This window comes from Embleya australiensis (assembly GCF_051903075.1).
Taxonomy (GTDB): domain Bacteria; phylum Actinomycetota; class Actinomycetes; order Streptomycetales; family Streptomycetaceae; genus Embleya.
The window spans coordinates 2,767,728-2,793,719 of record NZ_CP182423.1 but is presented as its reverse complement, the minus strand read 5'-3'; the positions used below and the strand labels follow the sequence as shown (position 1 = coordinate 2,793,719).

The following is a 25,992-nucleotide window of genomic DNA, read 5'->3' as shown; positions in this document are numbered from 1 at the left end:
GAGATGACCGACTGGCGCCTTGCCGTGGACATCGGTGGCACCTTCACCGACGTGGTCCTGTTGGATGCCGACACGGGCCGTGTGGTGGTCGAGAAGACGCTGACCACCCCGGCCGCCCCGCTCGGCGGCGTCCGGGCGGGAGTGACCTCGGCGCTGGCCAAGGCCGGCATCACGCCGGCCGACATCACCCGGCCGATCGTGCACGCCACCACGCTGATCACCAACGCCCTGATCGAGGGCAAGACCGGCCGGGCCGCGCTGGTGACGACCCTGGGCTTCGGCGACACGCTGGAGATCCGCAACGAGCACCGCTACGACATGTACGACCTCCAGATCGAGTTCCCGGCGCCGCCGATCCCGCGCGAGCTGGTCTTCGAGATCGACGAGCGCACCACCGCCGCCGGCGAGGTCCGCACCGCACCGAGCGAGGCCGAACTCGACGCGCTCGCCGAGCGATTGGCCGCGCACGAGGTGGAGTCGGTCGCGGTGTGCCTGCTCAACTCGTACGCGGACGCGACCAACGAGAGGGCGGTCGCCGAGGGGTTGGCCAAGCGGCTGTCCGTGCCGGTGTGCGCGTCGCACGAGGTGACGCCGCAGATCCGCGAGTATCCGCGCATGGTCACCACCGCGTGCAACGCGGCCACCATGCCGGTGATCGGGCCCTATCTGGCCGAGTTGCAGGCCTGGTTGACCGCCGAGGGCTTCGGCGCGTCGGTGCTGATGATGCTCTCCAACGGCGGGGTGGTCTCCGCCGACGACGCCCGCCGGGTACCGATCCGGCTGGTCGAGTCCGGTCCGGCCGCGGGCGCCCTCGCCGGTGTCTGGTACGCCCGACGGCTGGGCGAGGAACGGCTGTTCTGCTTCGACATGGGCGGCACCACCGCCAAGTCCTGCCTGATCGAGGACTATCGGCCGGAGTTGACCAACGCTTTCGAAGTGGCCCGGGTCTACCGCTTCAAGAAGGGCTCGGGCTACCCCTGTTCGATCCCGTCGGTCGACCTCGTGGAGATCGGCGCGGGCGGCGGCAGCCTGGCCCGGGTGGACGAACTCGGCCTGCTCAAGGTCGGTCCCGACTCCGCCGGCGCCGATCCGGGCCCGGTCGGCTATGCCCGAGGCGGTACCGTACCCGCCACCACCGACGCGGACCTGGTGCTCGGGCTGCTCGACCCGCAGTACTTCCTGGGCGGCGAGATGCCGCTCGATCTGCCCGCCGCCCGAGCCGCGTTCGCGCCGCTCGCCGAACGGCTCAGCGCCGGCGCCGACGCGGACCACGTCGCGGTCGGCGTGTACGAGGTGATCAACCAGAACATGGCCGCCTCCGCGCGGATGCACGCCGTCGAGCGCGGCATCGACCTGCGCGGCGTCTCGTTGATCGCGTTCGGCGGCGCGGGACCGGTGCACGCGTGCGGAGTCGCCACGCTCCTGGAGGCGCCCCGGGTGATCTTCCCGGTCAACGCGAGCGTGTTGTCCGCGTTCGGCACGCTGGTCAGCCCGGTGCGGATCGACCTGGCCCGCAGCATGGTCCGCACCCTCGACGAGGGGGTGTCCGCCGACCGGGACACACTGCTCGCGGACATGCGCCAGGAGGCGCGTCGGGTACTGGCCGCCGCCGGGGCGGAGGCGGGCGATGTGCGCTACCGCTACGGCCTGGACGCGCGCTACGAGGGCCAGGGCAACGAGATCACCCTGTGGGTGGGCGAGGGCGACGCCTGGCCGACCACACTCGCGGACACCGTCGAGCAGTTCCACACCGAGTACCAGAAGATCTACGGGTTGCGGATCCCCGACGTCGGCGTCGAGGTGGTCACGTGGCGGGTCGCCGCGTGGTCGGACGCGCCGGGCTTCGAGGTGCCCACGGTGCCGGTCGGCGCGGGCGAGCCCACGCCGAACCGGTATCGCGCCGCGCGCTTCCGGTTGGGCGCGCCCGCCGTCGACGTCCCGGTGTACCGGCGGGCCGAACTCGGGGCGGGGCACCGGTTCGTCGGGCCCGCGCTGGTCGAGGAGCGGGAGACCACGTCGGTCATTCCCGACGGCTGGACCTGCGAGGTCGGGCCGGACGGGTCGATCGTGGCCACGGCGACGGCTGCCGTTCCTGCTGCTCCAGCTGTTTCCGCCGCTCCTGCTGTTTCTGCTGCCGCCGCCGGCGCTGCCACCGCTGCCACCGCTGCCACCGAGGAGGGATCCGCGTGACTCGCACCTTCGACGCGATCGAGTTGGAGGTCCTGTGGGGCTCCCTCGTCGCGACCGTCAACGAGCAGGCCAAGGCGCTCCAGCGGGCCGCGTTCAGCCCGATCGTGCGCGAGGCCGGCGACTTGGCCAACGCGCTGTTCGACCGGCGCGGGCGGATGGTCGCCCAGGCGGTCACCGGCACCCCCGGGCACATCAACTCGCTGGCCATCGCCTGTCGCAACATCCTGGACCGGCACCCGGTCGACTCGCTCGCCCCCGGGGACGTACTGGTCACCAACGACCCGTATCAGACCGCCGGGCAACTGCTGGACGTCACCGTCCTGGTGCCGGTCTGGCGCGGCGGCCGGGTGATCGCCTTCTTCGGCTCCACCATCCACCACACCGATGTCGGCGGCTACGGCATCGGCGCGGGCGCGCGGGACGTGTTCGAGGAGGGCCTGTGGATCCCGATCAGCAAGCTCATGGTCGGTGGCGAACGCAACGAGCCCGTCTGGGACTTCATCCTGGCCAACGTCCGCCAACCCACGCACATGGCCGGTGACCTGCACGCCCAGATGGCCTCCGGCGAGGTGGGCGCGGCGCGGCTGAAGACACTGCTCGACGCGTATGCGTTGGCGGATATCGAGGATCTGGGCGACGAGGTGATCCGCCGCTCCGAGGAGGCCACCCGACGGGCGATCCGGGCGCTGCCGGGCGGTACGTACGAGGCCGCGTCGGTGCTGGACCTGGCGGACGGCTCGGAGATCACCATCAAGGTGGCGGTCACGATCGACGCCGAGGCGGGCGAGATCCTGGTGGATTACGCCGGTTCGTCGGGGGCGAGTCCGTTCGGGATCAACGTGGTGAAGAACTACACCCACGCCTATACGACATTTACTCTGCGCAGCCTGCTCAATCCCGATGTACCCAACAACGCGGGCTCGTTGGCGCCGATCCGGGTCGAGGCGCCGTTGGGCAGCATCGTCAACGCGGTGTCGCCGGCGCCGTGTACCGCGCGCCACGTGGTGGGCATGTTCCTGCCGATGCCGCTGCTGAACGCGATGTCCCAGGCGCTGCCGGAGGCGGTGATGGCCGAGGGTTCGGCGGCCGTATGGACCATGCAGGTCAGCGGACACGACGCGGAGGGCAGGCCGTTCATCACCGCGATGTTCACCTACGCGGGCGGCGTCGGCGCGCGGGCCGGCAAACCCGGGCTGTCCACCACGTCGTATCCCACCGGCGTGTCCGCCGTGCCGTTGGAGGTGGTCGAGGCGTCGGCACCGATTCGCTTCCTGCGCAAGGAACTTCGACGCGGCTCGGGCGGACTCGGCGCGCAGGAGGGCGGGATGGGGCAGACCATCGAGTTCACCGTGGACTCGCCGTCGCCGTGGGTGCTCAACGCGGTCGCCAGCCGGCTCGCGCGCGGCCCGCGCGGGATCTTCGGCGGCGGGGAGGGGGCCACCGGGCGCTTCCTGGTCAACGGCGAACCGGTGCGCACGCAGGCCCGGATCACGCTGCAGCCGGGGGATGTGGTGCGGCTGGAGCTGCCGGGCGGTGGGGGGTACGGAACGCCGGTGCCGGCGGGAGCGGCCGGGGCTGCGGGGGCGGGCTCGGCGTGACGCGTGGGCGTCGGCGCGCGGCCGCTGCCTGGTCGCGCGTCGGCGCCTGGTTGCGACGCACCCGTACGGTGGCGTAATTCCCCGGGCTTGGTGCCGTCATCCGAAGTCTTCATGTCCGTTTGCCTTGGAGGTTCATGTGGCGTCCGAAGCGCCCACCTTCGCCGCGCGCTGGTCCGCGACCGTGGCCGGTCGGCCGCATGCGCCGTTCCTGATCTGGGAGGGGCCGGACGGGGAGGTGACCCGCTGGACCTATGGCGAGTTCGACGCCCTCGTGGCGCGGGTGGCCGGCGGGCTGACCGCGCGCGGCGTGCGGCCCGGGGATCGGGTCGGCATCGCGCTGCGCAACTGCCCGGCGTACGTGGCGTTGTGGCTCGCGCTGGTCCGGATCGGCGCGGCGATGGTCTGCCACGATCCGTCGGCGAGTGCCCCGGAACTGGCCGCGCACCTGCGGCGGACGGGGGCTCGGCTCGGGTTCTGTGCGCCCTCGCGTGCCGCCGACTACCGGGCGGCGGCGCGGGATTCGGGCGCGGCCGTCGTCGTGGTCGAGGTCGGGGAGGACGACACCGCGCTTGCGGTCCTGTCGGGTCGGCCGGCAGCGGTCGGTGACACTCCCCCGCCGGGGCCTTACGACCTCGCGGGGCTGATGTTCACCTCCGGTACGACGGCCGCGCCCAAGTGTGTGATGGTCACTCAGGCCAACTACGCCTTCGCCGGTGACGTCATGGCGTCCGCCGCCGAACTCGGGGCCGATGACCGGCAGTTGGTCGTGCTGCCGATGTTCCACGCGAACGCGCAGTACTACTCCTTCGCGGCCGCGATCGTGGTGGGGGCGAGCGTGGTGTTGTTGCCCACCTTCTCCGCGAGCCGCTTCGTCGACCAGGCCGCTCGGCATCTGGTCACCCACGTCAGCCTGTTCGCCGCGCCGATCCGGATGATCCTGGCCCGGACGGCGCGGCGGCAGCCGGTCTCCGGTCTGCGGGTGCGGCATTGCTGGTACGCGCAGAATGTCACGGACGAGCAGTACGAGCGCTTCGCGACGCTGCTCGGCGGTTGTCGGCCGCGCCAGTTGTACGGCATGACCGAGACCATCCCGGCGGTGCTGAGCAATCCCGTCGCGGCGCCGATCCCGGGGTCGATGGGTCGGCCGACGCCCGGGTGCGTGGTGGCGGTGCACGACGGGGAGATCGTGGTCGGCGGTGAGCCCGGGGTGAGCCTGTTCGCCGGGTATCTCGACGATCCGGCCGCCACCACCGCCGCCTACCGGGACGGCTGGTTCGTCACCGGCGATCGCGCTCGGGTGGACGCGGACGGGCACTTCCACTTCGCCGGTCGGCGTGGCGATGTGCTCAAGGTGGCCGGGGAGAATGTCTCGATCGTGGAGATCGAGGCGGTGTTGGCCGAACATCCGGCGGTGCTGGAAGCGGCCGTGGTGGGTGTGCCGGACGTGATGCGCGACGAGGTGCCGGTGGCGTTCGTGGTGGCCGCGCCTGGGGCCGGGCCGGCCGCGCTCGACGATCTGGCCGAGTGGTGTGCGGCGCGGCTCGCGAAGGCGAAGCGGCCGGTGCGCTTCGAGCGGGTGGCGGAGTTGCCGCGTACCTCCGTGGGCAAGATCCGCAAGTTCCTGCTGACCGAGAGGACTTCCCCGTGACCGACGTCGTACCCGGGCCGCTGCCCGCCACCGCCGCGCTTGCCGATCTGCTGCAACTCCGGGGGCGGGCGGGGTGGTTGACGCCGCCGTTGCGGCCGTTCCACCGGGGTTCGGGCGCTGTGCTCGGGTCGGCGCGTACGGTGCGGTTGGCGGCCGGGGCGGGCACGCACGGGCTCAAGCCGCTGCATGCGCTGCTCGCGGAGGACCTGGCCGGCCGGGTGGTGGTGATCGGCGGCGCGGACGCGGCTCCGGGGGCGGTGTGGGGCGAGATCCTGAGCACCGCCGCGCTGGCCCGGGGGGCGGTCGGCGCGTTGATCGAGGGGGCGGTGCGGGACGTGCCGGCGGTGGCCCGGCTGGGGTTGCGGCTGTGGGCCCGGTCCGAGGCGACGGCGGGTCCGGGCGGGGCGGTGCATGTGGCCGAGATCGGCGGCCCGATCCGGCTCGGCGACACCGCGCTGGTGGAGGGCGATCCGATTCTGCTCGACGACGGCGGCGCGGTGGCGTTGCCGGCCGCCGACGCGGACGTCCTGCTGACCGACGCGCTGACGTATCACCGCGCGGAGGAGGAGGTGCTGGCCGCCCTGACAGCGGGTCTGCGCCTCCCCCGGGCCTACACCCCCAAGGCCGAGGCGATCACCCGTCTGCGCAACCGCTGACGCCCTGGACGCACGTGTGGGCCGCCGGCGCGGTCGTCGGCGGCCCGCACGTGATCGGGGCGGACGTCAGTCGTGGGCCGGCTGTTCCAGGAAGGAGCGGATCGCGTCGGCGACCCGGTCGGGGAACTGGGCGTGCGCGTAGTGGCCCGCACCCTCGACGAGTTGGAGCCGGGCGAGGCCCTTGGGCATGGCGTCGACGATGGCCTGGCCCTCGGCGGCGGGGTCGGACCAGTCGGGGTCGAGGGTGCCTTCGAGGACGAGCGCCGGGCACTGGATGTTGCCTAGTTCGGCGCCGGCGTCGGTGGGCGGGGCCATGCCCATCTTGGCCACCACGGCCATCCGTCCCGGGCGGCGCAATTCGGTGTCGAGCGTGGCGATTTGGGCGGCGAAGTCGGCCGGCTTGGTACCCGGGTAGGCGTGGTGGAGGTAGCGCTTCCACACTCCGACGTTGCGGAACATGCCGGCGCCCATCAGCAGGATCATGCCCTTGCGGTAGCGGGCGTTGGACCCCAGGGCCCGGAAGTCGACCTTCTGGGCTTGGGTGAACGGGGCGATCTCCACGATGGCGTCGACCAGTTCGGGCGCCCGCGCCGCGGCAATGGTGGCCGATCCGCCGGAGAAGGAGTGTCCGACGATGACGGCCGGGTCGCCGCCCAACTCCCGGATCAGGGCAAGCAGATCGTTCGCCGTGTCGGTGCGGGTGTAGGAGGACCATCCGAGGGTCGACTCGCCGTGCCCGCGCAGGTCCACGCAGGCCACGCGGTATCCGGCGGAGAGCAGGATGTCCGCAAGCTCCCGAAAGGACGACCGATTGTTGCCCATGCCGGGCGAAAGCACCACCAGCCGCCCCTCGCCGCGCACATCGTAGGCAAGCCGCCCACCCTCGATCTCCAGGAACTCGGTCATCGCCGTCGCCTTCTTCCCCGTGACGCATCCTCGAACACCCCGAAGCTAACACCGTTAGCCATTCAAAGTCAACGACCTCACCCACCCCAGGAAGCCGCGACGGGAGCGGGGCGAGGGCAGACGCGGGTGCACCCAGCCGCACGGAACCGCCCGGACGCAGAGGCGGGCGGGCACGGGCGCGAAGGCGGGCGGGCGCTGGTGTGGAGCCGGGCGGGCACGGGCGCGAAGGCGGGCAGCGGGTGCCGGCACGGAGCCGGGGGGCGCGGGCGCGAGGTCGGTGGGAGTGGCGTGTCCCGCTGGAGGGGGCGTGAGCTTGGGTGGTGGGCGGCGTCCGCCGGCGTGCGGGAGGGGGCGGAGGCGGGCGTGGGTGTTCTGGTGGGTTGGGGTTTGGGGTTGGGCTGGTGGTGTGGGTGCCTTGTGAGGGCTGGGGTCTGGTGTTGGTCAGGTTCTGCGGGAGATGACCATGATGTATTCGCAGGGGGCTTTCGTTCGGTTGGCGAAGCCGTGGTCCATGTCGGCTTGGAAGAACAGCGAGTCGCCTGTGGCCAGGGTTTCGGTGATCCCGCCGATCGCGACGGTGAGGGTGCCTTCGAGCACCACGAGTTGTTTCTCCGTACCCGGCGGGTACGCCGGCAGCAGGCCCGTCGAGACCTGCGCCGGGAGGTGATGGACGACCATCTCGGCTCGCCCCGCGCCCGGGGCCGCCGACACGATGTGCCGTTCGAAGCCGGTTTCCGGGTCACGGAACACGGGGCGATCGTTCCTGCGCATGGCAACGGCCACCCCGGCCCGGGCGGCAGCCGGCGCACCGATCAGGTCCGAGAGCGACGCGTCGAGCGCGTGGGCGATTCTGGACGCGACACCGATCGTCGGGCTCTTCTCGCCGCGTTCGACCTTGGACAACATCGCCCGGCTGACCGACGACCGCGTGGACAACTGCTCCAGCGTCAGCCCCGCCTCCTCGCGGCGGCGCCGCACATTGCCGCCGAACGCGCCGGCCAGGTCGTCACCGTGCTGTGGCTCGGCCGCGTTCTCGTCTTGCTCGACCACCGTGCTCCTCGATCGCTGGATGCCTCACTGCCGACAGTGTAGGGTTTCTTCTATAGGAGATTCAGTCTTCCATCAGAGACGTGAGGGATTCCATGCGTTTGATCTCGAGTGGCCGGCACCATGCCACGTTCGAATTCGGCGATCTGCAGGTGGTCGCGTTGCGAGACGGGTACATCGACATGCCGCCGAGCCGGCTTCGCGACGAGCACGGGTGCACGCTCGACGAGTTGCCGGCCGCCGTACCGCTGGCCGGCGACAACCTGCGGCTGTCGGTCAACGCCTTCTTCTTCACCGACGGCACACGGTCGGTGCTCGTCGACACCGGCGCGTCCGACGTCTGGTACGAGCCCACCATGGGATTGCTCCACGACGCGTTCGACGAAGCGGGAATCGACCGCGCGCAGGTCACCGATGTGGCCATCACCCACAGGCACGAGGACCACGTGAGCGGCCTGATCGCGCCGGACGGTTCGGAGGCGTTCCCCAAGCTCGAGCGCGTGTGGATCGGCGCGGGCGACGCCTCGGTGTTCACGGGGCGGCTCGAACCGATCCGCGACCGGGTCGTATCGGTGTCGGAGGAGGTCGCGATCAACGACTGGACCACCGCGATCCCGACGCCGGGCCACACCCCCGGCCACACCGTCTACGAGGTCCGGAGCGGCGCCGGCCGGCTGCTCGCCTGGGGCGACACCGTGCACGTTCCCACGCTTCAATTCGAACAGCCGAAGGTGTCCTGGGAGCTCGACCGCGACCAGTCCCAGGCCCGCGCCGCACGCGCGGCACTGCTCGAACAACTCGGCCGGCCACACCACTTCGTGGCCGGCGCCCACCTCGACTCACCCGGCATCGCCCGCGTGACCCCCTCCGGCGACGGTTACGCGCTGGAATACCTCGCACCACCGATCGGCTGATCGAACCCGCCGGCACCGCACCGCGCCCGCGTGCTCCGGCACGGACTCCGCATGTAGAACTCCTCCGGCGCGACCGCGTAGGAATCGTCCACCGCGACGCCGGCCGCGCCCGTCCCACCCGCGATCGCCCGTCGACTCGTGCCACATGGGGCAGTACGGCCACGGATGGTCGGCGGGCCACAGCAGCGGGCCGCCGATCGAACTGTCGTACGGCGACGGGGAACCGGGGCGGGGATGCAGCCGGATCGCCGGGCGGCCCAGCGGCGCCAGGTCGGGAAGGAGCGCGGTGACGTCGACCGGCCGCGGTGAGGTGGTGTGGGTGGTGCCGTTCATGGTGGCGATGCTGCCGGCAGTGCCCGACAAGGGGTCTACCGACCCATATGACAAGGGCTGTACCCACCCGTGTACAGCCCCCGCGCGCAAGGTGTCGGCGCAAAAACGCGACCCGGCCCGCCCCCGGTTCGATTCGGGGGGCGGGCCGGGTCGTCGTCGGGTGCGTTGGCGTTACTTCGCCGCGGCCTCGGCGGCGGCGAGCTTGACGCACACCGCGACGGCCCGCATCGCGCGGTGCACCTCGTCGACCGTCGGGTAGCTGGGGGCCAAGCGGATGTGGTGGTCGCGCGGGTCGTTGCCCTCGGGGAACGCGGCACCGGCCGGGGTCAGCGCGACGCCGACCTCCTTGGCCAGCCGGACCACCTCGGCGGCGCAGCCGTCCGGCACCTCCAGGCTGACGAAGTACCCGCCCTCGGGCCGGGTCCAGCTCGCGATGCCGAGCGCGCCCAGCTCACGATCCAGGACCTCGTACACCGCGGCGAAGCGCGGCTCCAGCAGCTCGCGGTGCAACTGCATGTGCGCGAGTACGCCCTCGGCGTCGCCGAAGAAGCGCACGTGCCGCAGCTGGTTGACCTTGTCCGGGCCGATGGTCTGCTTGGCCAGCAGCCCGGTCAGCCAGGCGGTGTTCGCCGCGGAGGAGCCGAAGAAGGCCACCCCGGCGCCGGCGTGGCTGATCTTCGAGGTCGAGCCGAAGACGAACGCGCGGTCGGGGTTGCCCGCCTCGGCGCAGGCGTCCAGGATCGACAGCAGCTCGACCGGCTTGTCGGTCAGGTGGTGCACCGCGTAGGCGTTGTCCCAGAACAGCCGGAAGTCCGGCGCGGCGGTGGGCATCGCGGCGAGCCGGCGCACCGTCTCGTCGCTGTAGCTCTCCCCGCTCGGGTTGCTGTACTTGGGCACGCACCACATGCCCTTGATCCGCGCGTCGGCGGCGACCAGCGCCTCGACCGCGGCCAGGTCCGGGCCCTCGCCGGTGAGCGGGACCGGGACCATGCCGATGCCGAACCGCTCGCACAGCGCGAAGTGCCGGTCGTAGCCGGGCACCGGACACAGGAACAGAACCTCGGGCTCGTCCACCCAGCGACGCTCGGCGCCGGGCACCTTGGACAGCAGCGCGTGCGCGATCACGTCGTGCATCAGGGTGAGGCTGGCATTGCCGAGGGCGAGCAGTTGCGCGGCCGGGACCTGCAGCAGTTCGGCGAAGATCTCCCGCAGCTCGGGCAGGCCGTTGAGCCCGCCGTAGTTGCGGCAGTCGGTGCCGTCGGCGGCCTTGAAGTCGTCGCCGCCGGGCAGCGAGAGCAGCCCGTTCGCCAGGTCCAGTTGTTGCGGCGAGGGCTTGCCCCGGGTGAGATCGAGGCGAAGTCCCTCGGCCGCGAGGGCCGCGTACTCCTCGCGAACGGCCGCGAGGTCGATTTCCGGACTGGACACGTCGGTGCTGAGCGGCACGAGATCCCCAAAATAGGCGGAGGCCGCAGACACGTGCGGCGGGGGCGCGCCCAATCTAGCAATACCCGGGGCCCGGCTCCGCCCCGACGGCGGCCCCGCTCCCGGATCGGGGATCGCGCGCCGCCGCGACCCCTCGTTCGTTCATCCGTTCGGGAAGTCCGCCCGCACGAAGCGCAGCTCGCGCCGGGAGCGGTGGTCGTTGATCAGGCTGTGCGTGTCCACGAACAGGGTCAGCGCGTCCTCGGCGAGCCGGCCCACGTACTCCACCGTTCCGGACTCGTCGGTCGCCGCGAACGAGATCGCGGCCCCGTCGAGGTGGTAGGTGCCCTGGCTGCTCCCCTGGTGCCGGGGCCCGAACCAGCGACAGATCAGCGGGATCATCTCGGCCCCGGTCACGCAGGTGACGGTGCTGACCCGATCCGGGTCGGTGAAGCGGACGTAGTGGGTGCACGAGAGATCGCCCATCACGGTTTCCGGCTCGACGTCCACGTACAGCCCGTCGCGGCGCGGCACCGGCCCGCCTCCCGCGAGCGGCGCCGCCTTGGGATCGTCCGGGTCGGTCGGTCCACGGAACTCGCCATCGCCGTCCAACGGTTGCTCCTTCACTCGATTCCGCAGGACGCTACCGCTCGCGCACGGCGACGTCCCCGCCCCGGGCCGGCGGGTCCGTGCGGACGGCGCCGCGGCCCGCTCGCCGGGGGCGGACCGCCGGGATTCCTGCGATGTAGGCCCCCCGCGAAGGGGTGGTGCCGCCTACGATCGGGCGGGACATCCTCGATTCGGGAGCAGGACGATGAGCTCGTGGCGGACGACGAAGCGCTTTCGGCCCGGCGGCGCGATACCGGCGGGTGCGGAGGCGGCGGGGGCTCGGCGGGCGCCCGTGGTGGTGGACTGCGCGCTCTACGACAAGGGGGTCCGGCGCCCCGGTGAGGTGCCGTTGCAGGACGCGCTCGACGCGGCCGAGGCGAGCGAGGACTGCTTCGTGTGGATCGGGCTGCACGCCCCGCTCGCCGAAGACCTGGCCGAGATCGCCGCCGCCTTCCACCTGCACCCGCTGGCCGTGGAGGACGCGGTCGAGGCGCATCAGCGGCCCAAGCTGGAGCGCTACGACGACACCCTGTTCCTGGTGCTCAAGACGATCGTCTACGTCGAGCACGACGCGCTGACCGCGACCAGCGAGGTGGTGGACACCGGCGAGATCATGGTCTTCGCCGGCGACAAGTTCGTCGTGGTGGTCCGACACGGCAGCGCGCCGCCGCTGGTCGAGCTGCGCCAGTCCCTGGAGGCCGATCCCGAGCGGCTCGGGCACGGCCCGGCCGCGGTGGTGCACGCGATCACCGACCGGGTCGTGGACGACTACCTGCTGGTGGCGGACAAGGTCGAGGACGACTTCGAACGCCTGGAGGAGGAGGTGTTCTCGCCCCGGCCGAGCAACGACGCGGAGCGCATCTACCAGCTCAAACGCGAGCTGATCGAGTTCAAGCGCGCGGTACTGCCGCTGGCCCGGCCGCTGGAGCGACTGGCCGACGGGGGTCTGCCGGGGGACGGCACGGTCTTCGACGCCTATCTGCGCGATGTGGCCGACCACCTGGCCCAGGTGCGCGAACGGCTCGTGGCGTTCGACGAACTGCTCGACTCGATACTTTCGGCGAGCCTGGCCGGGGTGACGGTCCGGCAGAACACCGACATGCGCAAGATCGCCGCGATCGCGGCGATCCTGGCCGTCCCGACGCTGATCGTGGGCATCTACGGGATGAACTTCGAACACATGCCGGAGCTGAAGTGGACGTACGGCTATCCGAGCGTGCTGGTCGTGATGGTCGGTGCCTGTGTCCTGATGTTCCGCGCCTTCCGCCGCAACGACTGGTTGTGAGTCCCGACCGCCGTACCGGAGATCCGAGCGCCGGGAACGTGGCTCCGCCGCCGGCAGCGGGCCTCGGTCAGGGCTTCACTCGCAGGCCGGCGATCAGGATCCGCGCCAGCCGCCGCGCGTCGTAGCGCGCGTCGTTGTCGGCGCCGATGCAGAGGTTGCCGACACCGCGCATCAGCTCGTACGCCTCGATGTCGGGGCGGATCTCGCCGGAGGCGGCCGCGGCGGCCAGCAGTTCGGTGCACACCGGCAGGAGCCGATCGAGGAAGTAGTGCAGCAGCGCCTCGAAGCCGGCGTTGTCCGACTGCAACACGGCCGCGAGGCCGTGCTTGGTGACCAGGAAGTCGACGAACAGGTCGATCCAGCGCCCCAGCGCGGCGTACGGGGTCGCGCTGGTCGCGAGCAACTCCGGTCCGGCCTCGGCGCAGGTCTGCACCTGGTGCCGATACACCGCGATGATCAGGTCCGCCCGGGTCGGGAAGTGGCGGTAGATCGTGCCCGTGCCGACTCCGGCCCGGGCCGCGATGTCGCGCACCGGGGCCTCCACGCCCGAGGTCACGAAGACCGCGGCGGCGGCATCGAGCAGGATCTCCTCGTTGCGCCGCGCGTCCACGCGCTTGGGCCGCTCCACGCCGTCCTTCACCCTGCCGCCCCTCTCCCGCCGGATCCGCCGTCGGAACAGCGTTCCGCTTGTCCATGATGCCAGAGCGGGCACGGCGGGCCGGCCCCCGCTCGGCGCGACGATCGCGCGTACCGGTCCCGGCGTGGCCGCCGCCTCCCGGCCGATCCGGTCGGCCCGCCGCCGGTGCGCGATACCGTGCGGGCCGGCCGCCGTGCCGCCCCCGCCTACCCCACTCGCGCCCCCTGCGCCGCCAACCGATGCCGGGCCGCGCGCCGTTCCGCCTGGCGGGCCGGGTTCGGTACCGGGGCCGCCAGCAACAGGGCGCGCGTGTACGGGTGTTCGGGGTCGGTGGTGACTCGCGCCGCGTCCCCGCATTCGACGATCTCGCCGCGCGACATCACCGCGACCCGGTCGCTCACGTGGCCGACCACCGACAGGTCGTGCGCGATGAACAGGTAGGCCACGCCCGTGGCCTGCTGGAGTTCGACTAGCAGGTTGATCACCTGCGCCCGGGTGGACAGGTCGAGTGCGCTCACCGGCTCGTCGCAGATGATCAGGCGCGGGCCGGGCGCGAGCGCGCGGGCGATGGCGACGCGTTGCCGCTGTCCGCCGGAGAGTTCGCGGGCCGAGCGCTCGGCGGTGTCCGCCGGGAGGCCGACCGCGTCGAGCAGTTCGCCGATCCGCTCACGCGCCGCCCGGCGGGTGTGCGTATGCCGCGCGGTGAGCGGTTCGGTGAGGATGTCCCCGATGGTCATCGACGGGTTCAGCGAGCCGTAGGGGTCCTGGAACACCACCTGGATGTCCCGGCTCAGCCCGCGCCGCGCCCGGCGGCCCAGGCCGTCGATCCGGGTGCCGGCGAAGGTGATCGTGCCGCCGGCCACCGGCGCGAGGCCGAGTACCGCGCGCCCGAGGGTGGTCTTGCCGGAGCCGGACTCGCCGACCAGGCCGACGGTTTCGTGGGCGTGCACCTCCAGGCTCACCTCGTGCAGCACGCGCAGCGGCGGGCGCCGCCGACCGCCGGTGCGGTACTCCACCACCAGTTTGTCGACGGCGAGCAGCGGCTGCGCCGGGTCCGCGGCGGCCGTCGCGTTCACCGGTTCCATACGATCACCTCGTTCTCCACGCGGACGCAGCGCACCGCGCCGTCCCGGTGGGTGGTCGGCTCCGGGTGGACCGCGCAGTCGGGTGCGGCGTACGCGCAGCGCGGGGCGAATCGGCAGCCGCTGGGCCGGTCGTGGACCGAGGGCACCCGGTCCGGGATGGTGGGCAGTCGGCTCCGGGCGCTGGCACCGTCCGGGATGGCGGCGAGCAGCGCGGCGGAGTACGGGTGCGCCGGGCGGGCGAACAGGTCCGCCGAGGTCGCGGTTTCGACGATCTCCCCGGCGTACATCACCGCCACCCGGTCGCAGATGTCCGCGACCACGCCCAGGTCGTGGGTGACCAGGATCATCCCCATGCCGTGCTCGCGCTGGAGCGAGCGCAGCAGGTCCAGGATCTCGGCCTGCACGGTGACATCGAGCGCCGTCGTCGGCTCGTCCGCGATCAGCAGGTCGGGTTCGGCGGCGACCGCGCCCGCGATCAGGATGCGCTGGGCCATGCCGCCGGAGACCTGGTGCGGGTAGGCGGCGAACACCCGGGCGGGGTCGGCGATGCCCACCCGGTCCAGGAGTTCCAGGGCCCGGCGGCGGGCGCCGTCGCGGGACAGACCCAGGTGCGCGCGCAGCGGCTCGACCAGTTGGCTGCCGATCCGAAAGCTCGGGTCGAGGTTGGACATCGGGTCCTGCGGGATGTAGCCGATCCGGCGCCCGCGCAGCGCGTTGACCTCCCGCTCGGACAGCGCCGCGAGGTCGCGCCCGTCGAACACCACCCGCCCGGCCCGGATTTCGCCACCGGCGGGCAGCAGGCGCAGTACGGCCAGCGCGGTTTGCGTCTTGCCGCACCCGGATTCGCCGACCAGGCCCAGGATTTCGCCCCGATCCACGCTCAGTGACACCGCGTCCACGACGGCGGCCTCGCCACCGGGCGTCGGGTAGGCGACCTCCAGGCCGTCCACCACGAGCAGCGCGCCGGTGTCCACGCCCACCGCCCGCTCGCGGGCCGGCCCCCGTACCCGCCGGCGCCGCGTCGCCGGGGCGGGCTTGGGCGCGTCCTCGAAGGCGTCCCGAAGTCCCGCGCCGAGCAGCGTGACCGCCAGCACGGTGAGGGTGATCGCCGCGCCCGGCCACACCGACAACATCGCGTTGTCGTACACGTGTACCGAGGCGTCGTTGAGCATCGCCCCCCAACTGGCCCGGTCCGCCTCGCCCAGGCCGAGGAAGGCGATGCCGGATTCGATGATCAACGCGAGGCCGAAGATCAGCGACGCCTGGGTGATGATCGGGACCCGCACCACGCGCAGGATGTGCCGGCCCATGATCCGCGGGTCGGACAGGCCGGCCACCCGCGCGGCGTCCACGTACGGCTCCCCGCGCACCCGTTTCACCTCGCCGCGCACCAGCCGAAAGACGGGGGCGGCGGTGAGTACGCCGAGCACGACCATCGAGCCGACCAGGCCGGGCCCTTCCACCGCGACGAGCGCGAGCAGAACCACCACGCCGGGCAGGGCCAGGAACAGGTTGGCCACCCAACTCGACAGCGCGTCCCACCAGCCGCCCACGTAGCCGGCCGCGAGCCCGGTGGGCACGCCGATCAGCAGCGCCACCCCGGTGGCGATGGCGCCGGCGAACAGGCTGGTGCGGCTGCCGTACAGCAGTCGGCTCAGTACGTCCCGGCCGGAGCCGTCGCCGCCGAGCGGATGGGTGCCGGACGGGTCGGCCAGGACCGCGTCCAACGCGGCCTTGTTGGGCCCGTGTTCGCTCAACAACCCCGCGAACACGCCGGTCACGATCACCAGCAGCAGCACGGCCGACGCGGCGACCGCGATCGGGTCCCGGAGGAAGCGCCCGGCGGGCCCGTGCCGGCGCGGCGCGGCGGCCGGGACGGACTCGGCCGCGGGCCTGCCCCGTTGCGCAGACTCCGCCGGGGCCTGCGCGGCGGTCGGCGGCGCGATGGCCGCGGTCTGGTTGTCGTTCATCTCATGCCGACTTTCGGATCGAGCACGCCGGTCGCCAGATCGACGACCAGGTTGACGGAGACCACGACGCACACACTCACCAGGACGACCCCCTGCACGGTGGGTACGTCCGACTGCGAGGTCGCGCCGATGGCCAGCGAACCGAGACCGGGCAGCGCGAAGATCTGCTCGATCACCAGCGCGCCGCCGAGCAGCCCGATGAACTGGAGGCCGACCACGGTCAGCGCGGGCGGGGTCGCGTTGCGCAGCACGTGGACCAACAGCACGCGCCGTGTCGGCAGTCCGCGGCTGCGCAGGGTCCGCACGTAGTCCCGCTCCAGGACCGTGGCCACCGCGTTGCGGGTCTGCTGGGCGATCGCGGCGATCCCGGAGACGGCGATGGTGGCCACCGGGAGCACCAGTGAACGGGCCCAGTCCACGGGCGATTCGCCGAACGGTACATAGCCGGTGGCGGGCAGCCAGTCGAGCTTCACCGCGAACAGCGCCACCAGCAGGATGCCCACCCAAAGGCCCGGGATCGCGAAGCCGGCCACGGCGAGCACGTGCACCGAGCGGTCCACGATCCCGCGCCGGATCGCGGCGAACAGCCCGAGGGCGATGCCGAACAGCGCGCAGATCAGGGTCGCGGTCAGGGTCAGGGACAGCGTCACCGGCAGTTTGGTGCCGATCGAGTCGGAGACGTCGAGGCCGGTGGTCCACGAGGTGCCCAGGTCGCCGCGCAGCGCCGCCCACAACCAGTCCAGGTAGCGCGGCACGACCGGCCGGTCCAGGCCCAACTCCTTGCGTTTGGCCGCCAGTTGTTCGTCGGTGGCGGATACGCCCAGGATGCCGCGGCCCGGGTCGGGCAGCAGGTCCATCAGGAAGAAGGTCAGCGCGGAGACCACGAGCAGCAGGGCGACGGCCGAGATCAACCGACGGGTGAGGAAGGTGATCATGGCGACGCTCAGCCGGCGAGTTTGTAGTCGGACAGGGAGAAGAAGGTCTGTCCGGGCTGGTTGCCCAGCGTGATCCGCTTGGCCGAGAACATCACCGTCTCGCCGCGGAAGAGCGGCGCGAACCACGCCTGTTCGACCACGTGTGCGTTCAACTGCCGGTACAGCGGGCCCTGGTCCTGATCGCTCGCCTTGGCGATCCGTGCCAGCAGGTCGACCGCGACCGGGTCGTTGACCTTGAACGGATTGGTCGGCGCGGTGGGCGACAGCAGCGCGTTGGCGTCGATCCAGTTCTGCGTGGTGCCCCAGACGTACATGAACGCCGGGAATCGGCCGCTGAAGTACTGCACGGAGAGCTGGTTGGTGCTCACCGGGGTGTACTCGACCTTGATGCCCACCTGGTTCAACTGCTCGGCCAGCACCGGGTAGATCGCGGGCACGAAGGCGTTCTCGCTGGGCAGGGCGAGCTTGAAGCCGTCGGGGAAGCCGGCCTCGGTGAGCAACTGCTTGGCGCGGGCCGGGTCGTAGGGATACTTGCGGTCCAACTCCGGGTCGTACGCCGGGGATCCGGCCGCGAACATCTGCGTGGTGGGGGTGCCGACGCCGGCCATGATGGCCTTGAGGATGCCGGGGCCGTCGACCGCGTGGTTGATCGCCTGGCGTACGCGGGCGTCCTTGAGCGGCGGGGCGATCTTGCCGTCCCGGTCGACCAGCCACAGGCCGGTGACCTGGCCGGGTTGGCGGGTCACGGTCAGGCCCGCCTGTTTGGCGGCGTCCATCCGGGCCGGGGCGCCGATGCCGGCGTCGGCCTGGCCGGTGAGCAGCGCGGTGGTGCGGGCGTTGGTGTCCGGGATCGCCTTGATCACGACCTTGTCGAACGGGTACGCGGCGGGGGTGCGGTAGCGCGGGTTGCGGGTGTAGGTGTAGCGGTCGCCGCGGGTGGTGTGGCCGGTGTCCAGGATGTACGGTCCGGTGCCCACGGGTTGTGCGTTGGCGTCGGCGAAGGCTTTGGGGCCGACCATCATCCCGGCGACCAGGCCGAGGTTGAACAGCAGCGCCGGATCGGGCGTCTTCAGGGCCAGTTCGACCTCGGTGGGGCTGTTGACCGTGACGCCGGCGACGGTGGCGACGGCGAACGAGCTGGGTCCGTTGCTCGTGGCCATGCGGTCCAGGTTCTGTTTGACCACGGACGCGTCGAACGGGGTGCCGTCGCTGAACGTGACGCCCTCGCGCAGGGTCATCCGCAGGTGCCGGCGCTCGGGGTCGGTGTAGGTCCACGCGGTGGCCAGCCCCGGGCCGACGCTCTGGTCGGGGTTGACCGTGGTGAGCGCGTCGTACAGGGGCTGGAGGTAGGCGAGCATGTTGCCCCCGGCCGTCTTCGCCGGGTCCAGGCTCGCCGCGTCGGCCGCGGCGGCCAGGGTCAGGGTCTTGCCGCCGGCGCCCTTCGAGGTGTTCGAGCCGCCACAGCCGGCGACGGCGGCCACGACGAGTCCGGCGGTGGCGAGGGCCGCTACGCGGCGGCGTCCCAGGATGGTCATGACTGGTCCTTAGTCGAATTCGCGGGACGAATTCGGGAATCGAATTCCCCGGTGCGGTCGGCCGGCCGAAATGTTGGCCGTTACACGTAACGGAAGCGTGCGGTCGGGATACCCGGCGTATTCACGCGACGGTTACGCGGGTCGATGGATATGGCCGGGCATTTCGGCCGACCTCGCGGCGTGCTCGAATCGCCGCCGGACGGCCCGGGGATGCGGGTGGGCGCGGCGGGTGCTGCGGCGGTGCGGGTGTGGTGGCGCGGAGGTGGTGCGGGCGCCGGGTGGGGTGGGCCGGGTGGGCCCGGGTGGGCCGAGCGAGCCGGGCCGCTGGGCCCGGGTGGGCCGGTCGGGTCAGGCCGGGTGGGCCGCCCGCCACGTGTTCGCCTGGGCGGCGATCAGCGCGGTGAGGTCGCCCATCGCGACGTTGTAGTCGACGGTGTGCGTGCCCAGCGGGACGGACAGGCCGCTGTCGGGGAACATCTCGGCGCCGCCGGTGATGTCGAACCAGGTCGCGGTGCCGTTCGCGTCCTGGGTGAAGGCGCACTTCCCGCTGATCTTGTCCTGGTATCGGGTGTAGCCGGACGGGTCGTCGGCCAACTCGTACGCGGACAACACGTGCGCGAGGTGGCCGCGCGGGTTGAGCCAGTTGCCGTCCATCAGACGGCGGGTGGGCATGTACATGTCCAGCGGTGTCGCCGTGTCGGCCGGAGTGCCGCGCAACAACGCGGCCGGGTTGACGCACATCATCTGGTGCCCCGGTATCGGTGTGCGGCCGAACGCCGATCCGGCCGGGAGCCCGCCCCCGGGCGGCAGCGCGTAGCTGTTGTACGCCACCACGCACCCGGTCGGGATCGGCGCCTGGGGCCCGGAGCGTACGCACGTGGGGATGTGCTGGAACGTCGAGGCCGGGTCGGCGCCGCCGCCCTGGGTCCCGCCGATCGGCACCTGGAGGTAGCCGCCGAGCAGCACCGCCGACACCAACCGGTCCTGCACGGCCGGGTTGCCGTCGATCTCCTGCTGCATCACCCGGGACAACACGCCGGTGCCCTGGGAGTGGCCCAGGAGCACCACGCCGCGCCGCTGGTGGGTGACCGGGTCGGTGTTGTGGTTGGCCCAGTAGTCGCGCCAGGCGTCCAGGACGTCGCGCGAGCCGGTCTCCGCGTCCAGCGGCACGCCCAGGCCGCCGACCAGCAGTTCGGAGAAGGACGCCTGCCGATACATCGGGGCGAACACCCGACACGTGCCGGCGAAGCGGCCGATCTGGTCGAGGGCGGCCGCGAGCGCGCTGTTGGACGGGCCCGGGGGCAGGGATCCGATCCGCAGGAGCGGGTTGGGCAGCAGGTCGACGGTGGGGTACGCGTAGAAGCAGTCGATCTGCGGGTTCGCCGGCGCGGCGAACGGCTCGGGTACGCGCGAGCCGTCGGCGCGGACCGAGGTGGCGTCGAGCGTGGTGGTCGCCCCGTTGAGGTAGCGGGCGCTGAACGTGCCGTCGGGGCCCGGGCGTTGCGGGTTGCCGGCGAGGTCCTGGTTGCACGGGTTGGTCGCGAGGCCGGGGCGACAGAGCCAGACCGTCTCCTTGAGCGGGGAGGTCAGGCTCTTGCCGGCCGGATCGGCGGTCGAGGTGGTGTTCGCCGGGATGTTCGTGGCGGTGTTCGCGGCGATGCTCGTGGCGCTGTTCGGCGTGCTGTTCGGGGCGGCGGACGTGCCGGTCGGGATGACGGCGGCGGCCAGGGTCAGGGACAGCGCGCCCAGGGCGAGGAAGATTCTCGATCTGCTCATGGCGTGAGCTCCGATCCAGGTGTCGTGAACTTTCGACGAGGTGGAACTTACTAAGGACTAAGTAAATAATCTAGAGTGCCGATGTGACTGAGAATTCGGATGCACGTAAACCAGCCGTCGGCCGCGCACGGGGCCGCACCAAGGCACCGACCGCGAAGGGGGAGGAACGACGGCGGGAGATCGTCGCCGCCGCGTCGGAATTGTTCGCCCGGGCGGGCTTTCGCGGCACCGGTATGGCGGAGGTGGCCCAGCGGGTCGGCATCACCGAGCCCGGCCTGCTCTACCACTTCGGCAGCAAGGAGGGCCTGCTCCGGGCCGTGGTCGAGCACCGGGACCTGCGCAGTCAGGCGTTCGCCCGGGACATCGCCGCGGTGGGCGGGCTCCAGGCGCTGCGCGAGATGCCCGCGTTCGCCCACCGCAATCGCGAACAGCCGGGTCTGGCCAAGCTGTTCGCGGTGCTGCTCGCGGAGAACCTGGATCCGGGCGACCCCGAGCACGACTTCTTCGTCCGGCGCTACCGCGAGATGCGCGCGGTGGTCGCCGGGATGATCCGCGACGGTCAGCGCGGCGGCGAGATGCGGGCGGACGTGAGTCCGGAGCTGAAGGCGATCGAGATCCTGGCCGCGCTCGACGGCATCGCCTCCCAGTGGCTGCTCGATCCCGAGGAGGTCGACCTGGTGGTCAGCATCGAGGAGTACGCCCGCACGCTGATCCGGGACCTGGCCACCCATCCCGAGCCGGCCGAGACCGGCGCGCCCGAGGAGGTACAAGGATGATCGACGGCGGCGGTCGGGACTTCCCTCCCGCGTTCCTGTGGGGCGCGGCCACCGCGGCCCACCAGGTCGAGGGCGGCCTGACCGACAACGACTGGACCGACTGGGAGAACGCCGGCCGCACCGCCGAACCCAGCGGCGCGGGCATCGACCAGTGGCGCCGCTGGCCGACCGACATCGCGCTGCTGGCCGAACTCGGGCACACCGCGCACCGGATGTCGATCGAGTGGTCCCGGCTCGCCCCCTCGCGCGGGGTGTGGGACGCCGCCGCGTTCGACCACTACGCGCGGGTGCTTGACGGTGTGCGCGAGCACGGCCTCGCGGCGTTCGTCACCCTCCAACACTTCACCCTGCCGCGCTGGTTCGCCACGTCCGGCGGCTGGCTCGCGCCCGACGCGCCCGAGATCTTCGCGGAGTTCGCCGCCGAGGCCGGGCGGCGGCTCGGGGATCGCATCCCCTTCGCGGGCACGATCAACGAGCCGCAGATCGTCGCGTTCAACGGCTACCTGAAGGGCAACCACCCACCCGGGTATCGGGATCGGGATCGGATGGTCGCCGCCAACGAGAGCCTGATGCGCGCGCACGACGCCGCCGTGACCGCGTTGCGCGCGACCGCGCCGAACACGCGGGTGGGCGTGTGCCTGCAACTCCCGCTGATACAACCGGCCGACCCGGACGGCGCCGCCGACGTCGAACTGGCGGACTGGTACCGGGAGATGCTGGTCACCCGGCACCTGGAACACCTGCGCGACGCGGCCGATGCGGGCGACTGGGTGGGCGTGCAGTACTACACCCGCGCCCGGGTGAACGCCGCGCTGGAACAGCAGCGACTGGGCGAGCCGCCGGCGGGCACACCCACCACGCAGATGGGGTGGGAGGTCTACCCGGACGGGCTCACCGAGATGTTGCGGTTGGCCGGCAAAACCACCGGCCTGCCGATCTACATCACCGAGAACGGCATCGCCACCACCGACGACGCCGAGCGGGTGGCCTACCTGGACAGCCACCTGCGCGCCGTCCGGGCGGCCCTCGCGGACGGCGTCGACGTGCGCGGATACCTCCACTGGTCCGCGTTCGACAACTTCGAGTGGACACACGGCTACCGCCCCCGCTTCGGCCTGATCGGCATCGACCGCGCCAACGACCTGCAACGCGTGATCCACCCCAGCGCCCGCGCCTACCACCGAGTGATCACAACGGGCCGAATAGCCGCCCTCCACGAACCCGACATCGACCCGGCCGCCGACCCGAACGAGCCCTCGGCCGCCGGCTGCGCGGGGGCCGGGGCGGGGCGCTGCTCGGTCGGTGGGGCGGGGCTTCGTTTCGGGTCCGAAAATTCCGAGTTGTCCGGTCGTTCGGCCGGCCTGTCGAAGGAGATGCTTGTGCGGATCGATCCACCTGTGGTGCGACTGTTGCAGCGTGTGGCCGCCGAGGCGCAGCCCGAGTCGCGGGATCTGGCGCTGCGGCGCGCACAGTCCGCCGCCACCATGCGGCTCGCGGCGTTCCCGCCGGGCCCCGACATCGAGGTCACCGAGCACACCGTGCCCGTCGCCGACGGCGACATCGCGGTGCGGGTGTGGCGGCCGAGGAACCCGGAAACGCCCGTCCCCGCCTACTTCTTCCTGCACGGCGGCGGCTGGGTACTGGGCAACCTGGACACCGCCGAGGCCGAGTGCGGACCCGTCGCCTCGCTCGTCCCGTGCGCCGTGGTCCACGTCGACTACCGGCTCGCCCCCGAACACCCCTTCCCCACCCCGCTGGACGACTGCCTGACCGCCTACGCGTGGCTCCTGGAACACGCCGACGAACTCGGCATCGACCCGAACCTGGTCGCCATCGGCGGCGCGAGCGCGGGCGGCAACCTGGCCGCCGCGATGTGCCTGGCGCTGCGCGAACGCGGCCTGCCGCAGCCCAGCCTCCAGGTCCTGGACGCCGCGCCGTTCGACCTCACCCCGATGCCGGACCCGGTCGCCGCCGGCGAACCGGCCCGACCCGGCCTGTCCGTCGCCGAGTTCAACATGTTCGCGCGGCACTACGTGCCGGAGGCCGAGGCCGCCGTCAACCCGCTGGTGTCCCCGCTGCGCGCCGCCGACCTGTCCGGCCTGGCCCCGGCCCTGGTCGTGGTGGCCGAGTACGACCCACTGCGCGACCAGGCCGAGGACTACCTCGCGGCGCTGCGCGCCGCCGACGTCCCCGCCGCCGGCATCCGCGTACTGGGCCACATCCACGGCGGCTGGGTCGTCCCGGCCACGGTCACCCACACCCTCGTCAACGAAATGCGTGCCGCAGCCCTGCGCCACGCCTTCGCCGGAACCCTGGTCGGCCCACTCACCCCACGCCTGATCGACCGCCTCGCCGCCGCCGAGCCGGCCCCGCAGCCCGCCTGACCGGCGGCCCGGCACCTCCGGGCCGAACCGGGACGGCGGCCGGCGCCGCACGCCGCGACACGTGCCCGTCGCGACGCGCGGCGCCGGGTTCAGCGGACCGTGACCTCGTCGACGAACACGACGGCTCGGCCCGTACCACCCGCGCCCCGACGCTCGAACTGCACGCCGATCTCCCGGATGTCGCCGGGCGAGCCGACCCCGGCCAGGTTGAGGGTCAAGGTCGTGGCGTCCGGCCCGAGCGGAACGGCGCCGGCGTCGTACCACGTTTGGGCGGCGGTGGTCTTGACGTAGAGCTTGGCCGTGCCGCCCGATGCCGTGGCCCGGACCGTGGCGGTCAGGGTTCGGCGACCGGACAGGTCGAACTGCGCGCGGCGGTCCACGTACGCCTCCGGGGCCGCGAGGTCGATCTCGGCGCCGAGCGAACGGCCGCCCTCACTCGCCCAGTCGCTCGTGCTCGCGGGCGCGGTCGCGGTAAGGTAGCCGGTCCAGCCCTCGGTACCGGACTCGAAACCGGAGAGCAGGGTCGGCGGGGCGATCGCGGTGACGTCGTCCACGTACACCGCGCTGCGCCCGCTCGCGCCCGGGGCGGGCCGGAACAGTACGCCGATCTCGCGGACGTCGCCGAGGTCGGCCACGCGGCTCAGATCCAGGCTCAACACCGCGCCGTTCGGGCCGATGCGGACCGCTCCCCCGTCGTACCAGGCCGCCCCCGCGCCGGTGCGGATGTAGAGCTTGGCGGTGGTGCCGGCGGCCTGGTTGCCCCACTCGGCGGTGCGGACCGTCGCCGTCAACGCACGGTATCCGGTGAGGTCTTGCGGGGTGACGCGGTTCAAGTACGCCTCTGGGGCGGCCAGATCGACGTCCGCCTTGAGGGATCGGCCGCCCTGCGCCGCCCATTCGTCCACCGACCAGGGCCCGGCCAGTACCTGCCAGCCGCCCCAACCCTGCGTGCCGGACTCGAAGTCCGCGAGCGGCACGGGTGTTCCGGCGGGGATGGGCCCGCCCTCGGTGCGCGCGGACAGGGCGATCTCACCGCGCGTGATCGTCCACGGGTCGCCCATCAGCCGGGCCGCGCCGGTATTGGCGGTCGGCCGCCACTGGTCGTTCCAGGCCATGAAGTAGGCGGTGGCCGGGAATCGGGTACGGATCGCGTCGATCCACTTCCCGTAGTCCAACGGCACCTCGATCACCCCACCGGGACCGCTTCGCGGCCCGATCTCGGCGAACGCGAACGGCTTGCCCAGCGCGACGAGTTCGTCGTACCCCTGAACGGCGGCGGGCTCGCGCACATAGCAGTCCAGGCCGACGACATCGGTATACGCCCCACCCGGGTAATAGGACGAGCGTTTGCCGTAATTGCAGTCCGGCGCGTACACCCACAGCAGGTTGTGCAGGCCCTTGACCTCGGTGAGGTAGCCATACATGTCACGCCACACGGCGGCGAACGTCTGCGGATCCTGCGCGCTCCACCAGAACGAGTCGCCGTTCATCTCGTGCAACGGCCGGAACAACACCGGCACACCCGCATCGGCGAGATCGCGCAACCCCTCCGCGACCCGGTCGAGTTCGGCCTGCCAGCGCCGGCCGGTCCCGGTGGTGCGGTCGGTGAGCCGATCGAACGTGGCCAACTTGCTGAACAGCCCGCTCCAGTCCGGCTGATCCGGATTGGGCAGGTGGGCGCTGACGGTGACCAGGCCACCGGACGCCGCCCAGTCCTTCAAGGTCGCGTTGCAGGTGTGGTCGATGGCGTTGCCGTCATGCCCGTAGTCGCACCCCAGCAGCCCGGGATACGCACCGGTCTGCGCCTTCGACTCCTCCACCTGGGCGAGGGAGAACGTCTTCCCGCTGTATCCGGCGAACTGCCCGGACACCACCCGATTCTGTGCCCGATTGCCCAAATGCCCGAGCCAGTCCCGGACATCGCGGGTGGCGGACGTGGCCTGCGGATCACTCGGCGGCACCGAATGCGCCCGAGCCGCCGACACCCCCGTCCCCGCCGAAACCACCACCGCAGCCACCAAGGCCGCACATCTTTGCCCCCATCGCGATCGCACGCAGCTCAACCCCCGTCGAAAGTGATCATCACGACGGCACACAGGCTAACCACGCCGGCGGCACCGGGGGCGGCGGGCCGATGATCTCGCGGGTTTCGGCTGAATACCGCCGCACCACCGCCGCCCCCGACCCCTGGGCACCCCCGGCACCTCCTGCGCCCCAACGCCGGTCGCCGCCCTGAGCCCGCGCCTCGCCGGCGACGAAGCCGTGTCCGCCCCCGCGCTCACCGGC

The 25,992-nt window shown here is 72.0% G+C and carries 19 protein-coding genes and 1 pseudogene; 8 read left to right on the top strand and 12 right to left on the bottom strand.

Annotated features, from left to right (window positions below; all coding sequences use genetic code 11):
- Positions 1 to 3 precede the first annotated feature (3 nt).
- From ACMXN5_RS42315 to ACMXN5_RS42300, 4 genes are all read left to right on the top strand, one after another.
- Positions 4 to 2,190 carry a hydantoinase/oxoprolinase family protein gene (locus ACMXN5_RS42315; protein WP_439680191.1) on the top strand — a complete coding sequence of 729 codons (2,187 nt, stop codon included), beginning with the start codon at positions 4 to 6 and terminating at the stop codon, positions 2,188 to 2,190.
- On the top strand, positions 2,187 to 3,788 hold the full coding sequence (locus ACMXN5_RS42310) for a hydantoinase B/oxoprolinase family protein (protein ID WP_439680190.1): 1,602 nt from the start codon (positions 2,187 to 2,189) through the stop codon (positions 3,786 to 3,788). The genes ACMXN5_RS42315 and ACMXN5_RS42310 overlap by 4 nt, the downstream gene beginning before the upstream one ends.
- A gap of 136 nt (positions 3,789 to 3,924) precedes the next feature.
- A complete protein-coding gene (locus ACMXN5_RS42305; RefSeq protein ID WP_439680189.1) occupies positions 3,925 to 5,436 on the top strand; it encodes a class I adenylate-forming enzyme family protein in 1,512 nt (503 codons plus the stop codon).
- Positions 5,433 to 6,092 carry an RraA family protein gene (locus ACMXN5_RS42300; RefSeq protein WP_439680188.1) on the top strand — a complete coding sequence of 220 codons (660 nt, stop codon included), beginning with the start codon at positions 5,433 to 5,435 and terminating at the stop codon, positions 6,090 to 6,092. The genes ACMXN5_RS42305 and ACMXN5_RS42300 overlap by 4 nt, the downstream gene beginning before the upstream one ends.
- Before the next feature lie 66 nt (positions 6,093 to 6,158).
- On the opposite strand, the gene ACMXN5_RS42295 is transcribed toward ACMXN5_RS42300, so the two are convergent.
- Together ACMXN5_RS42295 and ACMXN5_RS42290 are read right to left on the bottom strand one after the other, a co-directional pair.
- Complete coding sequence (locus ACMXN5_RS42295; RefSeq protein WP_439680187.1) at positions 6,159 to 6,998, bottom strand: alpha/beta fold hydrolase; 840 nt, start codon at positions 6,996 to 6,998, stop codon at positions 6,159 to 6,161.
- Positions 6,999 to 7,439: 441 nt separating this feature from the next.
- The gene (locus ACMXN5_RS42290) at positions 7,440 to 8,048 is read right to left on the bottom strand and encodes a helix-turn-helix domain-containing protein (RefSeq protein WP_439680186.1); all 609 of its coding nucleotides are present in this window, start codon (positions 8,046 to 8,048) and stop codon (positions 7,440 to 7,442) included.
- Between the two features lie 92 nt (positions 8,049 to 8,140).
- Between ACMXN5_RS42290 and ACMXN5_RS42285 the strand changes: the two genes are divergently transcribed.
- Positions 8,141 to 8,959 carry an MBL fold metallo-hydrolase gene (locus ACMXN5_RS42285; protein WP_439680185.1) on the top strand — a complete coding sequence of 273 codons (819 nt, stop codon included), beginning with the start codon at positions 8,141 to 8,143 and terminating at the stop codon, positions 8,957 to 8,959.
- 132 nt (positions 8,960 to 9,091) lie between these two features.
- Here ACMXN5_RS42285 and ACMXN5_RS42280 read toward each other — a convergent pair.
- From ACMXN5_RS42280 to ACMXN5_RS42270, 3 genes and pseudogenes are all read right to left on the bottom strand, one after another.
- Positions 9,092 to 9,292: pseudogene (locus ACMXN5_RS42280) on the bottom strand (hypothetical protein); the annotation flags it as partial.
- A 171-nt stretch (positions 9,293 to 9,463) separates the two neighbouring features.
- Positions 9,464 to 10,735 carry an aminotransferase class I/II-fold pyridoxal phosphate-dependent enzyme gene (locus tag ACMXN5_RS42275; RefSeq protein WP_395792910.1) on the bottom strand — a complete coding sequence of 424 codons (1,272 nt, stop codon included), beginning with the start codon at positions 10,733 to 10,735 and terminating at the stop codon, positions 9,464 to 9,466.
- 141 nt (positions 10,736 to 10,876) lie between these two features.
- Positions 10,877 to 11,326, bottom strand: coding sequence for a hypothetical protein (locus ACMXN5_RS42270; RefSeq protein WP_439680184.1), 450 nt, complete (start codon positions 11,324 to 11,326; stop codon positions 10,877 to 10,879).
- 202 nt (positions 11,327 to 11,528) lie between these two features.
- Between ACMXN5_RS42270 and ACMXN5_RS42265 the strand changes: the two genes are divergently transcribed.
- Complete coding sequence (locus ACMXN5_RS42265) at positions 11,529 to 12,608, top strand: magnesium and cobalt transport protein CorA (protein ID WP_439680183.1); 1,080 nt, start codon at positions 11,529 to 11,531, stop codon at positions 12,606 to 12,608.
- A gap of 67 nt (positions 12,609 to 12,675) precedes the next feature.
- Here the strand turns inward: ACMXN5_RS42265 and ACMXN5_RS42260 are convergent, their stop codons facing one another.
- The 6 genes from ACMXN5_RS42260 to ACMXN5_RS42235 all read right to left on the bottom strand — a co-directional run bounded on the left by ACMXN5_RS42260 (position 12,676) and on the right by ACMXN5_RS42235 (position 20,546).
- Positions 12,676 to 13,248, bottom strand: a complete 573-nt coding sequence (locus ACMXN5_RS42260; RefSeq protein WP_439680182.1) for a TetR/AcrR family transcriptional regulator — start codon at positions 13,246 to 13,248, stop codon at positions 12,676 to 12,678.
- A 203-nt stretch (positions 13,249 to 13,451) separates the two neighbouring features.
- Entirely contained in the window at positions 13,452 to 14,330 is an 879-nt protein-coding gene (locus ACMXN5_RS42255) for an ATP-binding cassette domain-containing protein (RefSeq protein WP_439680181.1), read from the bottom strand.
- On the bottom strand, positions 14,318 to 16,300 hold the full coding sequence (locus ACMXN5_RS42250) for a dipeptide/oligopeptide/nickel ABC transporter permease/ATP-binding protein (protein ID WP_439680180.1): 1,983 nt from the start codon (positions 16,298 to 16,300) through the stop codon (positions 14,318 to 14,320). Before ACMXN5_RS42250 ends, ACMXN5_RS42255 begins: the two co-directional genes overlap by 13 nt.
- Positions 16,297 to 17,235 (bottom strand): ABC transporter permease, encoded by a 939-nt coding sequence (locus tag ACMXN5_RS42245; RefSeq protein ID WP_439680179.1) that lies wholly within the window; start codon positions 17,233 to 17,235, stop codon positions 16,297 to 16,299. Before ACMXN5_RS42245 ends, ACMXN5_RS42250 begins: the two co-directional genes overlap by 4 nt.
- Positions 17,236 to 17,243: 8 nt before the next feature.
- A complete protein-coding gene (locus ACMXN5_RS42240; protein ID WP_439680178.1) occupies positions 17,244 to 18,770 on the bottom strand; it encodes an ABC transporter substrate-binding protein in 1,527 nt (508 codons plus the stop codon).
- A 348-nt stretch (positions 18,771 to 19,118) separates the two neighbouring features.
- Complete coding sequence (locus ACMXN5_RS42235; protein WP_439680177.1) at positions 19,119 to 20,546, bottom strand: DUF3089 domain-containing protein; 1,428 nt, start codon at positions 20,544 to 20,546, stop codon at positions 19,119 to 19,121.
- A gap of 83 nt (positions 20,547 to 20,629) precedes the next feature.
- Between ACMXN5_RS42235 and ACMXN5_RS42230 the strand changes: the two genes are divergently transcribed.
- Positions 20,630 to 21,322 (top strand): TetR/AcrR family transcriptional regulator, encoded by a 693-nt coding sequence (locus ACMXN5_RS42230; RefSeq protein ID WP_439680176.1) that lies wholly within the window; start codon positions 20,630 to 20,632, stop codon positions 21,320 to 21,322.
- On the top strand, positions 21,319 to 23,706 hold the full coding sequence (locus ACMXN5_RS42225) for a family 1 glycosylhydrolase (RefSeq protein WP_439680175.1): 2,388 nt from the start codon (positions 21,319 to 21,321) through the stop codon (positions 23,704 to 23,706). The genes ACMXN5_RS42230 and ACMXN5_RS42225 overlap by 4 nt, the downstream gene beginning before the upstream one ends.
- An 89-nt stretch (positions 23,707 to 23,795) precedes the next feature.
- On the opposite strand, the gene ACMXN5_RS42220 is transcribed toward ACMXN5_RS42225, so the two are convergent.
- Positions 23,796 to 25,667 (bottom strand): glycosyl hydrolase, encoded by a 1,872-nt coding sequence (locus tag ACMXN5_RS42220; protein ID WP_439680174.1) that lies wholly within the window; start codon positions 25,665 to 25,667, stop codon positions 23,796 to 23,798.
- Positions 25,668 to 25,992: the final 325 nt, after the last annotated feature.

What these genes read in the sequence shown, in the direction of transcription:
- ACMXN5_RS42225 (WP_439680175.1), top strand. Translation starts at nt 21,319, where the DNA reads ATGATCGACGGCGGCGGTCGGGACTTCCCTCCCGCGTTCCTGTGGGGC.
- ACMXN5_RS42315 (WP_439680191.1), top strand. Translation starts at nt 4, where the DNA reads ATGACCGACTGGCGCCTTGCCGTGGACATCGGTGGCACCTTCACCGAC.
- ACMXN5_RS42235 (WP_439680177.1), bottom strand. Translation starts at nt 20,546, where the DNA reads ATGAGCAGATCGAGAATCTTCCTCGCCCTGGGCGCGCTGTCCCTGACC.
- ACMXN5_RS42245 (WP_439680179.1), bottom strand. Translation starts at nt 17,235, where the DNA reads ATGATCACCTTCCTCACCCGTCGGTTGATCTCGGCCGTCGCCCTGCTG.
- ACMXN5_RS42265 (WP_439680183.1), top strand. Translation starts at nt 11,529, where the DNA reads ATGAGCTCGTGGCGGACGACGAAGCGCTTTCGGCCCGGCGGCGCGATA.
- ACMXN5_RS42250 (WP_439680180.1), bottom strand. Translation starts at nt 16,300, where the DNA reads ATGAACGACAACCAGACCGCGGCCATCGCGCCGCCGACCGCCGCGCAG.
- ACMXN5_RS42285 (WP_439680185.1), top strand. Translation starts at nt 8,141, where the DNA reads ATGCGTTTGATCTCGAGTGGCCGGCACCATGCCACGTTCGAATTCGGC.
- ACMXN5_RS42255 (WP_439680181.1), bottom strand. Translation starts at nt 14,330, where the DNA reads ATGGAACCGGTGAACGCGACGGCCGCCGCGGACCCGGCGCAGCCGCTG.
- ACMXN5_RS42295 (WP_439680187.1), bottom strand. Translation starts at nt 6,998, where the DNA reads ATGACCGAGTTCCTGGAGATCGAGGGTGGGCGGCTTGCCTACGATGTG.
- ACMXN5_RS42240 (WP_439680178.1), bottom strand. Translation starts at nt 18,770, where the DNA reads ATGACCATCCTGGGACGCCGCCGCGTAGCGGCCCTCGCCACCGCCGGA.